Below are 16,438 nucleotides of genomic sequence, written 5' to 3'. Positions count from 1 at the left end.
TAAGGGATGATTTTTTTCAGAAGGAAAGTGGCGTGAAGATTTATCTGGTCGGTGGTGCTGTTCGGGACGCGTTAATAGGGCTACCGGTTAAAGATAAAGATTGGGTTGTTGTCGGCGCCACGCCGCAAGAGATGCTTGACGCGGGCTACCAGCAGGTAGGCCGCGATTTTCCCGTGTTTCTCCATCCGCAAACCCGGGAAGAGTATGCGTTGGCGCGTACCGAACGTAAATCCGGTTCGGGTTATACCGGGTTCACCTGCTACGCCGCAGCGGATGTCACGCTGGAGGACGATCTTCAGCGTCGCGACCTGACTATCAACGCGATGGCCCGCGATGACGACGGGGAAATTATCGACCCCTATAACGGACGCAGCGATCTGGAAAACCGCCTGCTGCGCCATGTTTCTCCCGCCTTTAGCGAAGATCCGCTACGCGTGCTGCGCGTAGCGCGCTTTGCCGCCCGCTATGCACACCTCGGTTTTCGTATCGCTGACGAAACCATGACATTGATGCGCAACATGACCGCTGCCGATGAACTGGAGCATCTGACGTCAGAGCGGGTGTGGAAAGAAACGGAAAACGCCTTAACCACCCGTAATCCACAGGTATTCTTTCAGGTTCTGCGCGACTGCGGCGCATTGCGCGTCCTGTTCCCGGAAGTTGATGCCCTGTTTGGCGTTCCAGCGCCCGCGCAGTGGCACCCGGAAATCGATACCGGTATTCATACCCTGATGACGCTGTCGATGGCTGCCATGTTAAGCCCCGAGGTCGACGTGCGCTTTGCCACGCTGTGCCACGATCTTGGCAAAGCATTAACGCCCAAAGCGCTGTGGCCACGCCATCACGGTCACGGTCCGGCGGGCGTCAAGCTGGTCGAGCAACTGTGTCAGCGCCTGCGCGTGCCAAATGACATCCGTGATTTAGCCAAACTGGTGGCCGAGTTCCACGATCTCATTCATACCTTCCCCATCCTGCAGCCAAAAACCATCGTGAAGCTGTTTGATTCCATCGATGCCTGGCGTAAACCGCAGCGTGTAGAGCAAATCGCCCTGACCAGCGAGGCCGACGTGCGTGGGCGTACCGGCTTTGAAGCGGCGGATTATCCACAAGGGAGACTACTGCGTGAAGCCTGGCTGGTTGCGCAGGCGGTGCCAACGAAAGACGTCGTTGAGGCCGGATTTAAAGGTCAGGAAATTCGGGAGGAGCTGACGAAACGGCGAATTGCGGCGGTGGCCAGTTGGAAAGAGCAGCGTTGTCCGAAACCAGCCCAGTAAACTGACGTTACCTGATGACGGCATAAATGCCGTATCCGGCCTACATATCGCGCCCGTAGGCCGGATAAGCGTAGCGCCATCCGGCATTTAATAGCGATCAGAAAAAAACCACATAGACGGCGGCCGCCACAATAAAGCGGTAAATCGCAAACGGAATAAACGAGATGCGTTTAATCAGTTGCAGGAAGGTTTTGATCGCTACCAGCGCCACGATAAACGCCGTCACGAAACCGACTGCAAACATCGGAATATCTGACGCGCTGAGGAACGACCAGCTTTTGTAGAGATCCAGGGCCGTTGCGCCCATCATCATCGGTACCGCCAGCAGGAAAGAAAACTCAGATGCCGCGTAACGGCTGACCCCCATCAGCATACCGCCAGAAATCGTCGCCCCAGAGCGGGAAAAACCCGGCCACAGCGCCAGACACTGGAAACAGCCAATCATAAACGCCTGACGATAAGTCATATCATCCAGCCCCGGCGCGCGCGGCTCTTTCGGCTTCAGGCATTCTGCGGCTATCAGCAGCACGCCCCCTACCACCAGCGCATACATCACGTTGATCGGGTTAAACAGTGATTTGATTGTATCGTGGAAAACCAGACCGAGGACAACGGCCGGGATCATCCCGAGCAGGATATGTCCCAGCGTCAACCGACCTTTGCCAGTCCCTTCGTGTTGGACCTTGCCAAAGTGAATGCCAATCAGGCCAAACAGACGTCGCCAGAACATCACTACGACGGCCAGAATAGAACCAAGTTGGATCACCACTTCAAATGTTTTTGCGGTATCGCCCTCAAAACCCAGCAGGTGGCCAACAATAATCATATGGCCGGTACTGGAAACGGGTAAAAATTCCGTCAATCCTTCGACCACACCCAAAATTGCCGCCACCAGCAGCGAGTGCATATCACTCATTAATAAACCCCTAGATAGAGAAACCACGGCAAAAAAGAGCCGACGAAAGGACCCTTTTATACCCGTTTGTTTTAGAAATTATTAAATTAATTATTTTCTTTCAGATTACTGCCACGCTCAATGATAACCCCGACGTTTGCCGCACGCGCCACCGCGCCAGGTTTACTGAGTTTGATACGCACCCATGGGGAATTAAAGCGACTAAGCAGGAGGTCAGCCACCTCTTCCGCTACGCGCTCTACCAGTGCAAAACGCCCGCCTTCCACATGATTAACAACCGTTTGAGCAATATCAGCATAGCTCAGGCAATCAGCGACATCATCGCTTTTAGCCGATTTACGGTTATCCCATGCCATTTCGATATCGAACACCAACTTTTGCTCGATTGTCTGTTCCCAGTCGTAAACACCGATGGTGGTGATTACTGAAAGTTGCTCTATAAATACAATATCCATCACGACCCGCCTGCTTTTTGGCTAACCCGGATACCACTTCCGGCGAAATATGCGTATTATCCACAGAAGTAGCGTTTTACACGACATTTTCAAAACGGAACAGCTTATGAGTGCAATCGCGCCTGGAATGATTATCTTCGCGTACCTCTGCGGCTCTATTTCCAGTGCCATTCTGGTATGCCGCCTCGCTGGATTGCCGGACCCGCGTGACAGCGGCTCTGGGAATCCGGGCGCGACAAACGTGCTACGCATAGGTGGCAAGGGAGCCGCCGTCGCCGTACTGATTTTCGACGTACTGAAAGGCATGTTGCCCGTCTGGGGTGCCTATGCGCTAGGCGTCAGCCCCTTCTGGCTGGGATTGATAGCGATCGCCGCCTGTCTGGGACACATCTGGCCGGTATTCTTCGGCTTTAAAGGTGGGAAAGGCGTTGCCACCGCCTTTGGCGCAATTGCGCCAATTGGTTGGGACTTAACGGGCGTAATGGCGGGAACCTGGCTGCTGACTGTCTTACTCAGCGGCTATTCGTCATTGGGCGCTATCGTCAGCGCGCTGATTGCTCCCTTTTATGTCTGGTGGTTCAATCCCCAGTTCACCTTCCCGGTTTCCATGTTGTCGTGCTTAATTCTGCTACGTCACCATGACAACATTCAGCGTCTGTGGCGCCGTCAGGAGCCGAAAATCTGGACCAAACTGAAGAAAAAACGCGAAAAAGATCCTGAGTGACGATACTACCGGATGGCGGCGCTAAAGCGTCTTATCCGGCCTGAGGGACGTGATACCCTTCAATTGGCTTACCCAATCGGTGCTGACACCACGTCGCCAGAAACTCCACACAGACGCGAAGCTTCACGCTGCGATACAGCGGCTCCTGATAAACCGCCCAGATATTGGCGCTTTGTGCATAGTCCGGAAGTACACGCACCAGTTCACCGCTTGCCAAAAACGGTTGTACGTCCCATTCGGAACGCAACATGATCCCTTTTCCCTGCAGCGCCCACTGCAACACAATCTCACCGCTGTTCGATGAAAGGTGCCCGGCGACCTTCACCGATTTTTTCTCCTGGCCGTTATCCAGCTCCCACACTCCGTGGGTCATATCGCGTTCTTTGGTGACCAGGCAATCATGCCGACTTAATTCCTGTAGCGTCATCGGCTCGCCATATTTTTGTAAATAGGTCGGGGCCGCACACAATATTCTTTTGTTTTTCGTTAACAAATGCGCAATATAATAATCAGGAATTTCATCATTAATACGAATATCCAAATCGATATTATCCTGCGCCAAATCAATTTGCCGATCATAAAGCTCAAAATGCACCTGTAATTCAGGGTAGCTATGCATCAGTTCGGTAATGGCCGGCGCAATATAGCTGCGCCCAAAACCAAAGCTACAGCCGATACGAATCATCCCCGCCGGGCGCGTTTTGATTTGCGTGACGTCATCAACCAGATGCTGGTAGCCCGCGAGGATCGCCTGTGCATGTTCATAGCAACGTTGACCACTCTCAGTTAACGCCACACCGCGCGCAGAGCGGTTAAGCAACGTCGTCCCCAGCGTGGATTCGAGGATTTGAATACGTTTTGTCACAAACGCTGGCGTCTGTCCCAGCGTGGCGGCAGCGGCGCTAAAGCTGCCGCTATGAACAATTTCAACCAGCACCTGCAGGTCTTTCGCCAGGGGATACGTGTTCAGCATGGTCGGTATATCCGTAATGTTGTTAACCGCAGTGTAATTCTCTCACGCGTATTAAACCCTGCCTTTGCGCAATTTTTATTGCCTTATTTGGACATCATTCACGAACTGTTAATTGGATATTCACAGTGGCAAATAATATAAATCCCTATTTTTAGTGGTAGTTTGTGGCGGAGAATTTATTTCCAGAAAATAAAAGAACTGGAGTTTACAAGATGAGCAATCAAAATAACCAAAATGCGATAAATACGCTGACAAACATTGTCGCGAATTTTACCGCCATGATTTCTACCCGTATGCCCGACGACGTAGTGGATAAGTTAAAACAGCTGCGTGAAGGCGAAGACTCGCCGATGGGTAAAATCATCTACCACACCATGTTTGACAACATGCAGAAGGCGATCGAACTGAACCGTCCGGCCTGTCAGGACACCGGTGAGATTATGTTCTTTGTAAAGGTCGGTTCCCGTTTTCCGCTGTTGGGTGAACTGCAAAGCATCCTGAAACAGGCCGTTGAAGACGCCACGGTCAAAGCGCCACTGCGCCATAACGCGGTAGAAATTTTTGACGAAGTGAATACCGGCAAAAATACCGGCACCGGTGTGCCGTGGGTCACCTGGGACATCATTCCTGATAATGATGACGCGGAAATCGAAGTCTACATGGCTGGCGGCGGCTGTACCCTGCCTGGACGCTCGAAAGTGTTAATGCCTTCAGAAGGTTACGAAGGCGTAGTGAAATTTGTCTTCGAAAATATCTCCACATTGGCCGTTAACGCCTGCCCGCCGGTGCTGGTGGGCGTAGGCATTGCTACCTCAGTAGAAACTGCCGCAGTACTCTCCCGTAAAGCGGTGCTGCGTCCTATCGGCTCACGTCATCCCAACCCCAAAGCGGCCGAACTGGAACTGCGTCTTGAAGAAGGACTTAACCGCCTCGGTATTGGTCCGCAAGGGTTGACCGGCAATAGCTCCGTGATGGGCGTGCATATCGAATCCGCCGCGCGCCACCCGTCGACTATCGGCGTTGCTGTTTCCACCGGCTGCTGGGCGCACCGTCGCGGCACGCTGTTGGTTCATGCTGATCTCTCCTTCGAAAATCTGTCTCACACCCGGAGCGCGTTATGAAAAAGATCCTCACAACCCCGATTAAAGCCGAAGATCTGGAAGATATTCGTGTTGGCGATGTCATTTACCTGAGCGGTACGCTGGTGACCTGCCGCGACGTGTGCCACCGTCGCCTGATCGAACTGAAGCGCCCAATTCCTTATGACCTGAATGGCAAGGCTATTTTCCACGCAGGCCCAATCGTGCGTAAGCACGGTGATAAATGGGAAATGGTCTCCGTCGGCCCAACCACCAGTATGCGTATGGAAGCCTTTGAGAAAGAGTTCATCGAGCAGACCGGCGTCAAACTGGTGGTCGGTAAAGGTGGTATGGGACCGTTGACAGAAGAAGGCTGCAAGCAGTTCAAAGCGCTGCACGTAATCTTCCCGGCAGGTTGCGCCGTACTGGCGGCTACTCAGGTTGAAGAGATTGAAGAAGTGCACTGGACGGAGCTGGGCATGCCGGAATCCCTGTGGGTGTGTCGGGTCAAAGAGTTCGGCCCGTTGATTGTGTCCATCGACACCCACGGCAACAACCTGATCGCCGAAAACAAAAAGCTGTTCGCTGAACGCCGCGATCCCATCGTGGAAGAGATCTGCGAGCACGTGCATTACATCAAATAATCCTTCCGGAGAGGCGCAGAGCCTCTCCCCATTCGCAGGGATATCACAATGGCACCTTTAGCTGGTTGGTGGCGATACCTGGCTCCGCTGGTGGTCATCGCCATTATTGCTGTTTTACCCGTTCCCACCGGTCTTGAGAGCCACACCTGGCTCTATTTTGCCGTCTTTACCGGTGTGATTGTGGGGCTCATTCTGGAACCTGTACCCGGCGCGGTAGTGGCGATGATTGGTATTTCGATCATCGCCGTACTTTCACCGTGGATCCTGTTCAGCCCGGAACAACTCGCGCAGGACGGTTTTAAATTTACCGCCAAATCGCTGTCGTGGGCCGTGTCTGGCTTTTCTAACTCGGTTATCTGGCTGATTTTCGCGGCCTTTATGTTTGGTACCGGCTATGAGAAAACCGGCCTCGGTCGGCGTATCGCGCTAATGTTAGTAAAAAAGATGGGGCACCGGACGTTATTCCTCGGCTACGCGGTGATGTTCTCCGAGCTGATCCTCGCCCCCGTTACGCCTTCCAACTCCGCGCGCGGGGCCGGAATAATCTACCCGATTATCCGCAACCTGCCGCCGCTGTATAACTCCCAGCCCAATGACGCCAGTTCACGTTCTATTGGCTCCTACATCATGTGGATGGGCATTGTCGCCGACTGCGTCACCAGCGCGATTTTCTTAACGGCGATGGCGCCGAACCTGCTGCTGATCGGCCTGATGAAAGGCGCATCTCATACGGCGCTCAGTTGGGGCGACTGGTTCTTGGGTATGCTGCCGCTGAGCATTTTACTGGTGCTGATCGTGCCCTGGCTGGCGTATGTGTTGTACCCGCCAGTGCTGAAATCCGGCGATCAGGTGCCTCGCTGGGCGGATACAGAGTTAAAAGCGATGGGACCGCTCTGCGCACGTGAGAAAAAGATGCTGGGGCTGATGGTCGGCGCGCTGGTGTTGTGGATCTTCGGTGGCGATTATATTGACGCCGCGATGGTCGGTTACAGCGTGGTGGCATTGATGTTGGTGCTGCGCATCATTAGTTGGGATGACATCGTCAGTAATAAAGCCGCATGGAACGTCTTTTTCTGGCTGGCCTCGTTAATAACCCTGGCGACCGGGCTGAATAACACCGGTTTTATTACCTGGTTCGGCAAGCTGCTGGCAAACGGGCTGAGCGGCTATTCACCGATCATGGTGATGGTGGCGCTCATCGTGGTCTTCTATCTGCTGCGCTACTTCTTTGCCAGCGCCACAGCGTATACCTCCGCCCTCGCACCGATGATGATCGCCGCCGCGCTGGCGATGCCGGAAATCCCGTTGCCGGTCTTCTGCCTGATGGTCGGCGCCGCTATTGGCCTGGGCAGTATTCTGACTCCCTACGCCACCGGCCCAAGCCCTATCTACTACGGCAGCGGCTATTTGCCAACGGTCGATTACTGGCGGCTGGGCGCTATTTTTGGCCTGATTTTCCTCGTGCTGCTGGTGATCACCGGTCTGGTCTGGATGCCCCTCGTTTTACTGTAAAACCCCATTGGGGCGACCTCTTGTCGCCCCTTTATCCATAAGCTTCTCATATGATCGATTTCCCGATGCGCTGAGGCATACTTTTTTGTACGCAAACACCCTCATGCTGATAAGGGAAACGCTCTGGACACGCTGGCGCACGAGACACTCACACGAGGCTGGCAGGCCGAACTGGATCTGCACTTTACCCGCACCGGACACAAAACGGTGCTCGCCTCGGCGCGTCACTATGGACCTTTGACGGTTCAACGTCCGTTTTATCCCGAAGAAGAGGTATGTCACCTCTATTTGCTTCATCCACCTGGCGGGATCGTCGGCGGGGATGAGCTACATATTTCCGTATCACTTGATGAAAACAGCCATGCGTTAATCACTCAGCCCGGCGCGGGAAAATTTTATCGCAGCCGTGGGCCGCAGGCGTTGCTACGCCAGCATTTCACGCTCGCCCCACACGCCACACTGGAGTGGCTGCCGCAGGATACGATCTTCTTTCCCGGCGCTAATGCCACCGTCCAATCCGTATTTCATCTGACGTCCGCAAGCCATTTGCTGGCCTGGGATCTGCTGTGTCTCGGACGCCCTGTCATGCAGGAAACGTTCAGCCACGGCACGCTACAAAACCGTCTGGAAGTGTGGCGGGATGGGCAACCGCTGCTGATAGAGCGTTTGCAGGTGCAGGCAGGGGATCTGCATGGGATCGCACATCATCCCTGGGTCGGTACGTTGCTGTGTTACCCGGCCAGCGAACACATGCTGGAGGGGACGCGCGAGCGGCTTACGCCACTGGGGGATTATGCCGGGGCAACGCTTAACGACTCGCTGCTGACAATTCGATTTCTGGCGAACGACAACCTAATTGTTCAGCGCGTTATGCGCAATATCTGGCAATTTCTGCGCCCGCTGCTGACACACAAAGCGCCCATGCTACCGCGAATCTGGCAAACCTAAGAGGCCCATTATGGAACTGACCCCCAGAGAAAAAGACAAGCTGTTGCTGTTTACCGCCGCGCTGGTGGCAGAACGTCGCCTGGCCCGCGGGCTGAAGCTGAATTACCCGGAATCAGTGGCGCTGATTAGCGCTTTCATTATAGAAGGGGCGCGCGACGGGCAAACCGTGGCCGCGCTGATGGAAAACGGGCGTCACGTGCTGCGCCGCGATCAGGTGATGGAAGGCGTACCAGAGATGATCCCGGATATTCAGGTTGAAGCCACATTCCCGGACGGTTCAAAGCTGGTCACCGTCCACAACCCGATCGTCTAAGGAGCGGCAATGATCCCAGGTGAGTATCAGATCTCAGCAGGCAACATTGCGATCAATCAGGGGCGCGAAACCTGCACGATCGTGGTGGAAAATCACGGTGACAGACCCATCCAGGTGGGATCGCACTATCACTTTTACGAGGTGAACCCGGCGCTGCGCTTTGACAGGGCGGCCACGCGGGGCTTCCGTCTGAACATTGCCGCAGGTACAGCGGTACGTTTTGAACCGGGGCAAAAGCGCGAAGTCGAACTGGTGCGTGTCGCTGGCGCACAAAGGATGGTGGGTTTTCGCAGTGAAGTGATGGGCGCGCTGGAGACAGATAATGAGTAACATTTCCCGCCAGGCGTACGCCGACATGTTTGGCCCAACCACCGGCGATAAAGTGCGTCTGGCGGATACTGATCTGTGGATCGAGGTGGAAAAAGACTTCACCACCTACGGCGAAGAGGTCAAATTCGGCGGCGGAAAAGTGATCCGCGACGGTATGGGCCAGGGACAAATGCGCGCCCAGGCGTGTGTGGATCTGGTGATAACCAACGCGCTGATCGTTGATCACTGGGGGATCGTCAAAGCGGATATCGGCATCAAAGACGGCAGGCTCTTCGCCATCGGCAAAGCGGGTAATCCCGATATTCAGCCCAATGTCACGATCCCGATAGGCGTAGGAACAGAAGTCATCGCCGGAGAAGGCAAGATCGTCACCGCAGGCGGCGTGGATACACATATTCACTGGATCTGCCCACAGCAGGCGCAGGAGGCGCTGGTTTCCGGCGTGACGACGATGATCGGCGGTGGTACGGGTCCGGCCGCAGGCACTAACGCCACCACCTGCACGCCAGGCCCGTGGTACATCGCGCGCATGCTGCAGGCGGCAGACACATTGCCGGTTAACATCGGTTTGCTGGGCAAAGGCAATGGCTCAAACCCTGACGCCCTGCGCGAGCAAATCACAGCTGGCGCCATTGGCCTGAAGATCCACGAAGACTGGGGCGCCACGCCTGCCGCAATCGACTGTGCGCTGACCGTGGCCGACGAGATGGACATCCAGGTGGCGCTGCACAGCGACACGCTCAATGAGTCCGGTTTTGTTGAGGATACGCTGGCGGCGATCGGCGATCGCACCATTCATACCTTCCATACCGAAGGCGCAGGCGGCGGCCATGCGCCGGATATCATCACCGCCTGCGCACATCCGAATATTTTGCCCTCCTCCACCAACCCGACGCTGCCTTATACCGTCAACACCATCGATGAACATCTCGACATGCTGATGGTCTGCCACCATCTCGATCCGGATATCGCTGAAGACGTGGCCTTCGCCGAATCGCGCATTCGCCGGGAAACGATCGCTGCCGAGGATGTGCTGCATGACATTGGCGCGTTTTCCCTGACCTCGTCCGATTCACAGGCAATGGGGCGCGTGGGCGAAGTGATCCTGCGCACCTGGCAGGTGGCGCACCGCATGAAGGTTCAGCGTGGCTCGCTGGCGGAAGAAACGGGCGACAACGACAACCTGCGCGTTAAACGCTACATCGCCAAGTACACCATCAATCCGGCATTGACCCACGGTATCGCCCACGAAGTCGGCTCCGTTGAGCCAGGCAAACTGGCCGATCTAGTGCTGTGGTCGCCGGCCTTTTTTGGCGTAAAACCGGCGACCATCGTGAAGGGCGGGATGATCGCCTGCGCGCCGATGGGCGACATCAACGCCTCAATCCCCACCCCGCAACCGGTGCATTACCGCATGATGTTCGGCGCGCTTGGCGCAGCGCGGCATCACACCCGTCTGACCTTTATTTCACAGGCTGCCGACGCGCAAAACGTCCCGCAGCAACTTAATTTGCAAAGCGCTATCGCCGTCGTCAAAGGCTGCCGGACGGTAAAAAAGGCTGACATGATCCACAACGGTCTACAGCCCAATATCACCGTCGATGCTCAGACCTACGAGGTACGCATTGATGGTGAACTGATTACCAGCGACCCGGCAGATGTTTTGCCGATGGCGCAACGCTATTTCCTGTTTTAAGGAGTGAGGATGATCTACCTGACCCAACGCCTTGACCACGCCCACCGCGTCACCGCAAGCGTCACGCTACCCATTGATGTTCGAGTAAAAAGCCGCGCCAGAGTGGCGCTGAGCGATGGCCGCGAAGCCGGCTTAATGCTACCGCGCGGTTTACTGTTACGCGGCGGCGATCTGCTGACTACCGACGATGGCCGCGAGGTGATCGAAGTGATCGCCGCGCCGGAGTCGGTTTCCGTCGTGCGCTGCGCCGACCCTTTCCTGCTCGCCAAAGCCTGTTACCACCTTGGTAATCGCCACGTACCGTTGCAGATCCTGCCCGATGAGCTGCGCTACCACCACGATCATGTGCTGGACGATATGCTGCGCCAGTTCAACCTCGAGGTGGCGTTTGCCCAGTTGCCGTTTGAGCCGGAAGCGGGTGCCTATGCGAGCGAGTCACACGGGCATCATCACGGCCATGCACACTGATGCATAGCACCCAACAGCTGCGCCTGATGCAGCTCGCCAGCAGCAGTCTCCCGGTAGGATCGTTTACCTGGTCTCAGGGGCTGGAGTGGGCGGTAGAAATCGGCTGGGTGAAAAGCGTCGATGACTTCTCTGGCTGGCAAATCCAGCAGATGGAGCACAACTTTTTTACCGTTGACCTACCGTTGCTGGCGAGATTGTATCGCGCCTGTGAGCAGGACGATCTCGCCGCCGCGCGCCGCTGGACCGCTTACCTGCTGGCCTGCCGGGAAACCCGCGAACTGCGGGATGAAGAACGCAGCCGGGGCCTCGCCTTTACGCGGCTGGTCACCGACTGGGAACCAGACTGTTCCCAGGATTGGCGCACGCTCTTTGCCGATAGCCAGCTGTGCGGTATGGCCTGGCTGGGCGTACGCTGGAAAATCCCCCTGACGAATCTGGCGTTAAGCCTCGGCTACAGCTGGATTGAGAGCGCCGTGATGGCAGGCGTCAAACTGGTTCCCTTTGGCCAGCAGGCGGCTCAGCGATTGATTATTTCGCTTGGCGATCGTTATGCGCAAGGTCTGGCACAAGCGCTGGCGTGTCCTGACGCCAGCCTCGGATCCGCAACGCCGTTAGCCGCCATCGCGTCTGCCCGGCATGAAACCCAATATTCCCGCTTATTCCGTTCCTGAGGAGAAAAAATGAGTGATTACAAGCATCCCCTGCGCGTGGGCGTTGGCGGCCCGGTTGGCTCCGGCAAAACGGCGCTGCTGGAAGCGTTATGCAAAGCCATGCGCAGCAGCTATCAACTGGCGGTCGTGACTAACGATATCTACACCAAAGAAGATCAGCGCATTCTCACCGAGGCTGGCGCACTGGAACCGGACAGAATCGTTGGTGTGGAAACTGGCGGTTGTCCGCATACCGCCATCCGCGAAGATGCGTCGATGAATCTGGCCGCTGTAGAAGCGCTGAGCGAGAAATTCGGCAACCTGGATCTGATTTTTGTGGAAAGCGGCGGCGATAACCTGAGCGCCACCTTTAGCCCTGAATTAGCGGATCTGACGATCTATGTGATCGACGTTGCCGAAGGCGAGAAGATCCCGCGTAAAGGCGGGCCAGGGATCACCAAATCCGATTTTCTGGTGATCAACAAAACCGATCTGGCCCCTTACGTGGGCGCTTCGCTGGAGGTGATGGAACGCGATACCCTGCGCATGCGCGGCGAGCGTCCGTGGACGTTTACTAACCTGAAAGCGGGCGACGGTCTGGCGACGATTATTGCGTTTCTGGAAGAGAAAGGAATGTTGCGGGTGTAGCGTGGTTTATCGCCGGGAGGCGGCTTCGCCTGACCCGGCCTACGGTTTTGTTGGCCCGGTAAGTAAAGCCACCACCGGGCAAAAAACTCACGCCGCCGGTAATTCCGCCAGCGGCCAGCGTGGACGTACGGTCACGCCAAGATCCGCCGTTGCGCCCGCTTTAAAACGCACCATACCCGCATAGGCGATCATCGCCCCGTTGTCGGTACAAAATTCCGGGCGTGCATAGAACACTTCGCCGCGGCGTTTTTGCATCATTTCGGCAAGCTTCGCGCGCAGCGTGCGGTTAGCGCTCACGCCCCCCGCCATCACCAGACGTTTAAAACCGGTGTGATCCAGCGCGCGTTTGCACTTGATCATCAGCGTATCAACCACCGCATCTTCAAACGCTCGGGCAATATCTGCACGCGTTTGATCGTCATTTTCGTTATTACGAATCGTATTCGCGGCGAAGGTTTTCAGGCCGGAGAAGCTGAAATCCAGTCCCGGACGGTCGGTCATCGGACGCGGGAAGACAAAGCGTTTTTCCACACCCTGTGACGCCAGCTTAGACAGCATTGGGCCGCCAGGATAATCCAGCCCCAGCAGCTTGGCGGTTTTGTCGAACGCTTCACCTGCCGCATCATCAATCGATTCGCCCAGTAATTCATACTGACCGATACCGGTGACGCTGATCAATTGCGTGTGCCCGCCGGAAACCAGCAGCGCGACGAACGGAAAAGCAGGAGGATTCTCTTCCAGCATCGGCGCCAGCAGATGCCCTTCCATATGGTGCACAGGAATTGCCGGCACGTCCCAGGCGAACGCCAGTGAACGTCCTACGGTTGCACCGACCAGCAGCGCGCCAACCAGACCCGGACCTGCGGTGTACGCCACCGCATCGATCTCTTTCGCCGTGAGTCCCGCTTCTTTCAGCGCGGCCTGAATCAACGGTACGGTTTTACGTACGTGATCGCGCGAGGCCAGTTCTGGCACTACGCCGCCGTAGTCAGCGTGTAATTTCACCTGACTATACAATTGGTTGGCTAAAAGACCTTTTTCATCGTCGTAAATGGCGATGCCGGTTTCATCGCAGGATGTTTCAATACCCAGTACACGCATGACTTGTTTTACCTCGCTCTATTACCGCGCAGTGTAGGACCAATGCGGGTTGATGTAAAACTTTGTTCGCCCCAGGCGCATGCCTCGTGTATACTCCTTGTCCTTATAAAAGTCCCTTTCAAAATCGCGTGGGTGCTTTACAAAGCAGCAGCAATTGCAGTAAAATTCCGCACCATTTTGAAATAAGCTGGCGTTGATGCCAGCGGCAAACCGAATTTATTAAAGGTGAGAGTTACATGCCGGTAATTAAAGTACGTGAAAACGAGCCGTTCGACGTAGCACTGCGTCGCTTCAAGCGTTCATGCGAAAAAGCAGGTGTTCTGGCGGAAGTTCGTCGTCGTGAGTTCTATGAAAAACCGACTACCGAACGTAAGCGCGCTAAAGCTTCTGCTGTGAAACGTCACGCGAAGAAACTGGCTCGCGAAAACGCACGCCGTACTCGTCTGTACTAATCCATTGAGAGCTAAGGCTCTCAATTCAGACTGAGTTGTAGTTGTAAGGCCGTGCTTCCGGAAGGAATGCGCGGCTTATTTTCGTTTATACACGTCATCATTCAAGCTGCCTCAGAGTTGGCTGCAGTCGCTCACCCCAGTCACGTACTTGCTGTACGCTCCTGAGGATTCGCTTCCTTGCCGCCTTGATGCATCCTGAATGATTTTGTGTATATGAGTCATCAAAAAACAGGGGCTTATGGCTGGACGAATTCCTCGCGTTTTTATTAATGACCTGCTGGCAAGAACCGACATCGTCGATCTCATCGACGCGCGGGTAAAGCTGAAAAAGCAGGGCAAAAATTATCACGCGTGCTGTCCGTTCCATAACGAAAAAACCCCCTCTTTCACCGTAAACGGTGAAAAACAGTTTTATCACTGCTTTGGGTGTGGCGCGCATGGCAACGCCGTCGACTTTCTCATGAACTACGACAAGCTCGAGTTTGTGGAAACCGTCGAAGAACTAGCCGCAATGCACAACCTTGAAGTGCCCTATGAAGCAGGCAGTGGCCCCAGTCAGATAGAGCGCCATCAACGGCAAAGCCTTTATCAATTGATGGACGGCCTGAACACTTTTTATCAACAGTCTTTGATGCAGCCCGCCGCTACCCCTGCGCGCCAGTACCTGGAAAAGCGAGGATTAAGTAGCGACGTTATCACCCGTTTTGCTATTGGTTTTGCGCCCCCCGGCTGGGACAACGTCCTGAAACGGTTTGGCGGCAATGCTGAGAATCGCAAATCGCTGGTCGATGCGGGGATGTTGGTCACCAACGATCAGGGACGCAGTTACGATCGCTTTCGCGAACGGGTGATGTTCCCCATCCGCGACAAACGTGGTCGGGTCATTGGTTTTGGTGGACGCGTGCTGGGCGATGCCCTGCCGAAGTATCTGAACTCCCCGGAAACCGATATTTTCCATAAAGGTCGCCAGCTGTATGGCCTTTATGAAGCCCAGCAGGATAACGCCGATCCGCAGCGCCTGTTAGTGGTGGAAGGCTATATGGATGTGGTAGCGCTGGCGCAATACGGCATTAACTACGCCGTGGCATCTCTTGGGACGTCAACCACCGCCGATCACATCCAGCTGTTGTTTCGCGCGACGAACAACGTGATTTGCTGCTACGACGGCGACCGCGCCGGACGCGATGCAGCATGGCGCGCGCTGGAAACCGCACTGCCCTATATGACAGACGGCCGCCAGCTACGCTTTATGTTTTTACCTGATGGCGAAGACCCCGATACGTTAGTGCGTAAAGAAGGGAAAGAGGCCTTCGAAGCCCGGATGGAGCAGGCGTTGCCGCTCTCCGCGTTTTTATTTAATAGCCTGTTGCCACAGGTGGATTTGAGTACCCCGGACGGACGCGCACAGCTCAGCACGCTGGCGCTGCCGCTGATCACTCAGGTGCCGGGCGAAACGTTGCGCATTTACCTGCGACAGGAGTTGGGAAACAAGCTCGGCATTCTGGATGACAGTCAGCTTGAACGTTTAATGCCAAAACTGGCAGAAAATGGCGCTTCCCGCCCTGTTCCACAGCTAAAACGTACGACCATGCGTATACTTATAGGGTTGCTGGTGCAAAACCCGGACCTTGCTCCGCTGGTTCCGCCGTTAGGTGCACTGGACAGCAATAAGCTGCCTGGACTTGGCTTATTCAGAGAACTGGTCAACACTTGTCTGGCTCAGCCAGGCCTGACCACCGGCCAACTTTTAGAGCACTATCGTGGCACAAATGATGCTGCAACCCTTGAAAAACTGTCGATGTGGGACGATATAGCAGATAAAGATATCGCAGAAAAAACCTTCACCGACTCACTCAACCATATGTTTGATTCGATGCTTGAACTGCGCCAGGAAGAGTTGATAGCTCGTGAGCGCACACACGGTTTAAGCAGCGAAGAACGCCGGGAACTCTGGACGCTGAACCAGGAACTGGCCAAGAAATAAGAGAAAGACAAAACAAAGACAAAATCATTCGCGTTGTATCAAGGCAGCAAGTGAACGAACGCCTGGGAGTGTACATAAGTACATGACCAGGAAGAGAGAACGCAGCTAACGCAGAGACAACGTGAAAGATGAAGTATTTAACGGCTTAACTGCCGAATATCGATCGGGAAGCCCCCGACAGCCGCACGGAGAGGCAGCGGCAAAATATAAGTATGCCCTCGTTTTGCCGTTGGCGGTTTTACCGCCCAACACCAATCAAACGAATTAAGTG

Annotated in this window: 18 protein-coding genes; 14 read left to right on the top strand and 4 right to left on the bottom strand. The window is 55.1% G+C overall.

Annotation, left to right across the window (positions count from 1 at the left end; all coding sequences use genetic code 11):
* The first annotated feature begins 32 nt into the window (after positions 1–32).
* Positions 33–1,274, top strand: a complete 1,242-nt coding sequence (locus FDW92_RS02960; RefSeq protein WP_042311046.1) for a multifunctional CCA addition/repair protein — start codon at positions 33–35, stop codon at positions 1,272–1,274.
* A gap of 97 nt (positions 1,275–1,371) precedes the next feature.
* Here the strand turns inward: FDW92_RS02960 and bacA are convergent, their stop codons facing one another.
* A complete protein-coding gene (bacA, locus tag FDW92_RS02955) occupies positions 1,372–2,190 on the bottom strand; it encodes an undecaprenyl-diphosphate phosphatase (protein ID WP_042311049.1) in 819 nt (272 codons plus the stop codon).
* Positions 2,191–2,276: 86 nt separating this feature from the next.
* A complete protein-coding gene (gene folB, locus FDW92_RS02950) occupies positions 2,277–2,645 on the bottom strand; it encodes a bifunctional dihydroneopterin aldolase/7,8-dihydroneopterin epimerase (RefSeq protein ID WP_042311051.1) in 369 nt (122 codons plus the stop codon).
* Between the two features lie 106 nt (positions 2,646–2,751).
* Between folB and plsY the strand changes: the two genes are divergently transcribed.
* Complete coding sequence (plsY, locus tag FDW92_RS02945) at positions 2,752–3,369, top strand: glycerol-3-phosphate 1-O-acyltransferase PlsY (protein ID WP_003024662.1); 618 nt, start codon at positions 2,752–2,754, stop codon at positions 3,367–3,369.
* A 31-nt stretch (positions 3,370–3,400) separates the two neighbouring features.
* Here plsY and FDW92_RS02940 read toward each other — a convergent pair whose 3' ends face one another.
* Complete coding sequence (locus tag FDW92_RS02940; protein WP_042311052.1) at positions 3,401–4,342, bottom strand: LysR family transcriptional regulator; 942 nt, start codon at positions 4,340–4,342, stop codon at positions 3,401–3,403.
* Between the two features lie 212 nt (positions 4,343–4,554).
* On the opposite strand from FDW92_RS02940, the gene ttdA reads away from it, so the two are divergent.
* From ttdA to ureG, 10 genes are all read left to right on the top strand, one after another.
* A complete protein-coding gene (ttdA, locus tag FDW92_RS02935; RefSeq protein WP_042311054.1) occupies positions 4,555–5,463 on the top strand; it encodes a L(+)-tartrate dehydratase subunit alpha in 909 nt (302 codons plus the stop codon).
* Entirely contained in the window at positions 5,460–6,065 is a 606-nt protein-coding gene (gene ttdB / locus FDW92_RS02930; RefSeq protein ID WP_042311055.1) for a L(+)-tartrate dehydratase subunit beta, read from the top strand. The genes ttdA and ttdB overlap by 4 nt, the downstream gene beginning before the upstream one ends.
* A 48-nt stretch (positions 6,066–6,113) precedes the next feature.
* Positions 6,114–7,577 carry an anion permease gene (locus FDW92_RS02925; protein ID WP_042311057.1) on the top strand — a complete coding sequence of 488 codons (1,464 nt, stop codon included), beginning with the start codon at positions 6,114–6,116 and terminating at the stop codon, positions 7,575–7,577.
* Positions 7,578–7,700: 123 nt separating this feature from the next.
* Positions 7,701–8,525, top strand: coding sequence for an urease accessory protein UreD (locus tag FDW92_RS02920; protein WP_212734091.1), 825 nt, complete (start codon positions 7,701–7,703; stop codon positions 8,523–8,525).
* Between the two features lie 10 nt (positions 8,526–8,535).
* The gene (locus tag FDW92_RS02915) at positions 8,536–8,838 is read left to right on the top strand and encodes an urease subunit gamma (RefSeq protein ID WP_042311062.1); all 303 of its coding nucleotides are present in this window, start codon (positions 8,536–8,538) and stop codon (positions 8,836–8,838) included.
* 9 nt (positions 8,839–8,847) lie between these two features.
* On the top strand, positions 8,848–9,168 hold the full coding sequence (locus FDW92_RS02910) for an urease subunit beta (RefSeq protein ID WP_042311064.1): 321 nt from the start codon (positions 8,848–8,850) through the stop codon (positions 9,166–9,168).
* A complete protein-coding gene (ureC, locus tag FDW92_RS02905; RefSeq protein ID WP_042311066.1) occupies positions 9,161–10,864 on the top strand; it encodes an urease subunit alpha in 1,704 nt (567 codons plus the stop codon). The genes FDW92_RS02910 and ureC overlap by 8 nt, the downstream gene beginning before the upstream one ends.
* Positions 10,865–10,873: 9 nt before the next feature.
* Entirely contained in the window at positions 10,874–11,332 is a 459-nt protein-coding gene (gene ureE, locus FDW92_RS02900; RefSeq protein WP_042311069.1) for an urease accessory protein UreE, read from the top strand.
* Positions 11,332–12,003, top strand: coding sequence for an urease accessory protein UreF (locus tag FDW92_RS02895; protein WP_042311070.1), 672 nt, complete (start codon positions 11,332–11,334; stop codon positions 12,001–12,003). The genes ureE and FDW92_RS02895 overlap by 1 nt, the downstream gene beginning before the upstream one ends.
* Before the next feature lie 9 nt (positions 12,004–12,012).
* Positions 12,013–12,630, top strand: coding sequence for an urease accessory protein UreG (gene ureG, locus FDW92_RS02890; protein WP_038633986.1), 618 nt, complete (start codon positions 12,013–12,015; stop codon positions 12,628–12,630).
* An 87-nt stretch (positions 12,631–12,717) separates the two neighbouring features.
* On the opposite strand, the gene tsaD is transcribed toward ureG, so the two are convergent.
* Positions 12,718–13,731 (bottom strand): tRNA (adenosine(37)-N6)-threonylcarbamoyltransferase complex transferase subunit TsaD, encoded by a 1,014-nt coding sequence (gene tsaD, locus FDW92_RS02885; protein WP_042311072.1) that lies wholly within the window; start codon positions 13,729–13,731, stop codon positions 12,718–12,720.
* A 236-nt stretch (positions 13,732–13,967) separates the two neighbouring features.
* Here tsaD and rpsU point away from each other — a divergent pair, with 236 nt between their 5' ends.
* Complete coding sequence (gene rpsU, locus FDW92_RS02880; protein ID WP_001144069.1) at positions 13,968–14,183, top strand: 30S ribosomal protein S21; 216 nt, start codon at positions 13,968–13,970, stop codon at positions 14,181–14,183.
* 238 nt (positions 14,184–14,421) lie between these two features.
* Complete coding sequence (dnaG, locus tag FDW92_RS02875; protein ID WP_038633998.1) at positions 14,422–16,167, top strand: DNA primase; 1,746 nt, start codon at positions 14,422–14,424, stop codon at positions 16,165–16,167.
* Positions 16,168–16,438 lie beyond the last annotated feature (271 nt).

The organism is Citrobacter sp. wls706, from assembly GCF_005281305.1.
Classification (GTDB): Bacteria; Pseudomonadota; Gammaproteobacteria; order Enterobacterales; family Enterobacteriaceae; genus Citrobacter; species Citrobacter werkmanii.
Note: the sequence above shows the minus strand (reverse complement) of the source record. Positions and strands in the feature narration are given on the sequence as shown.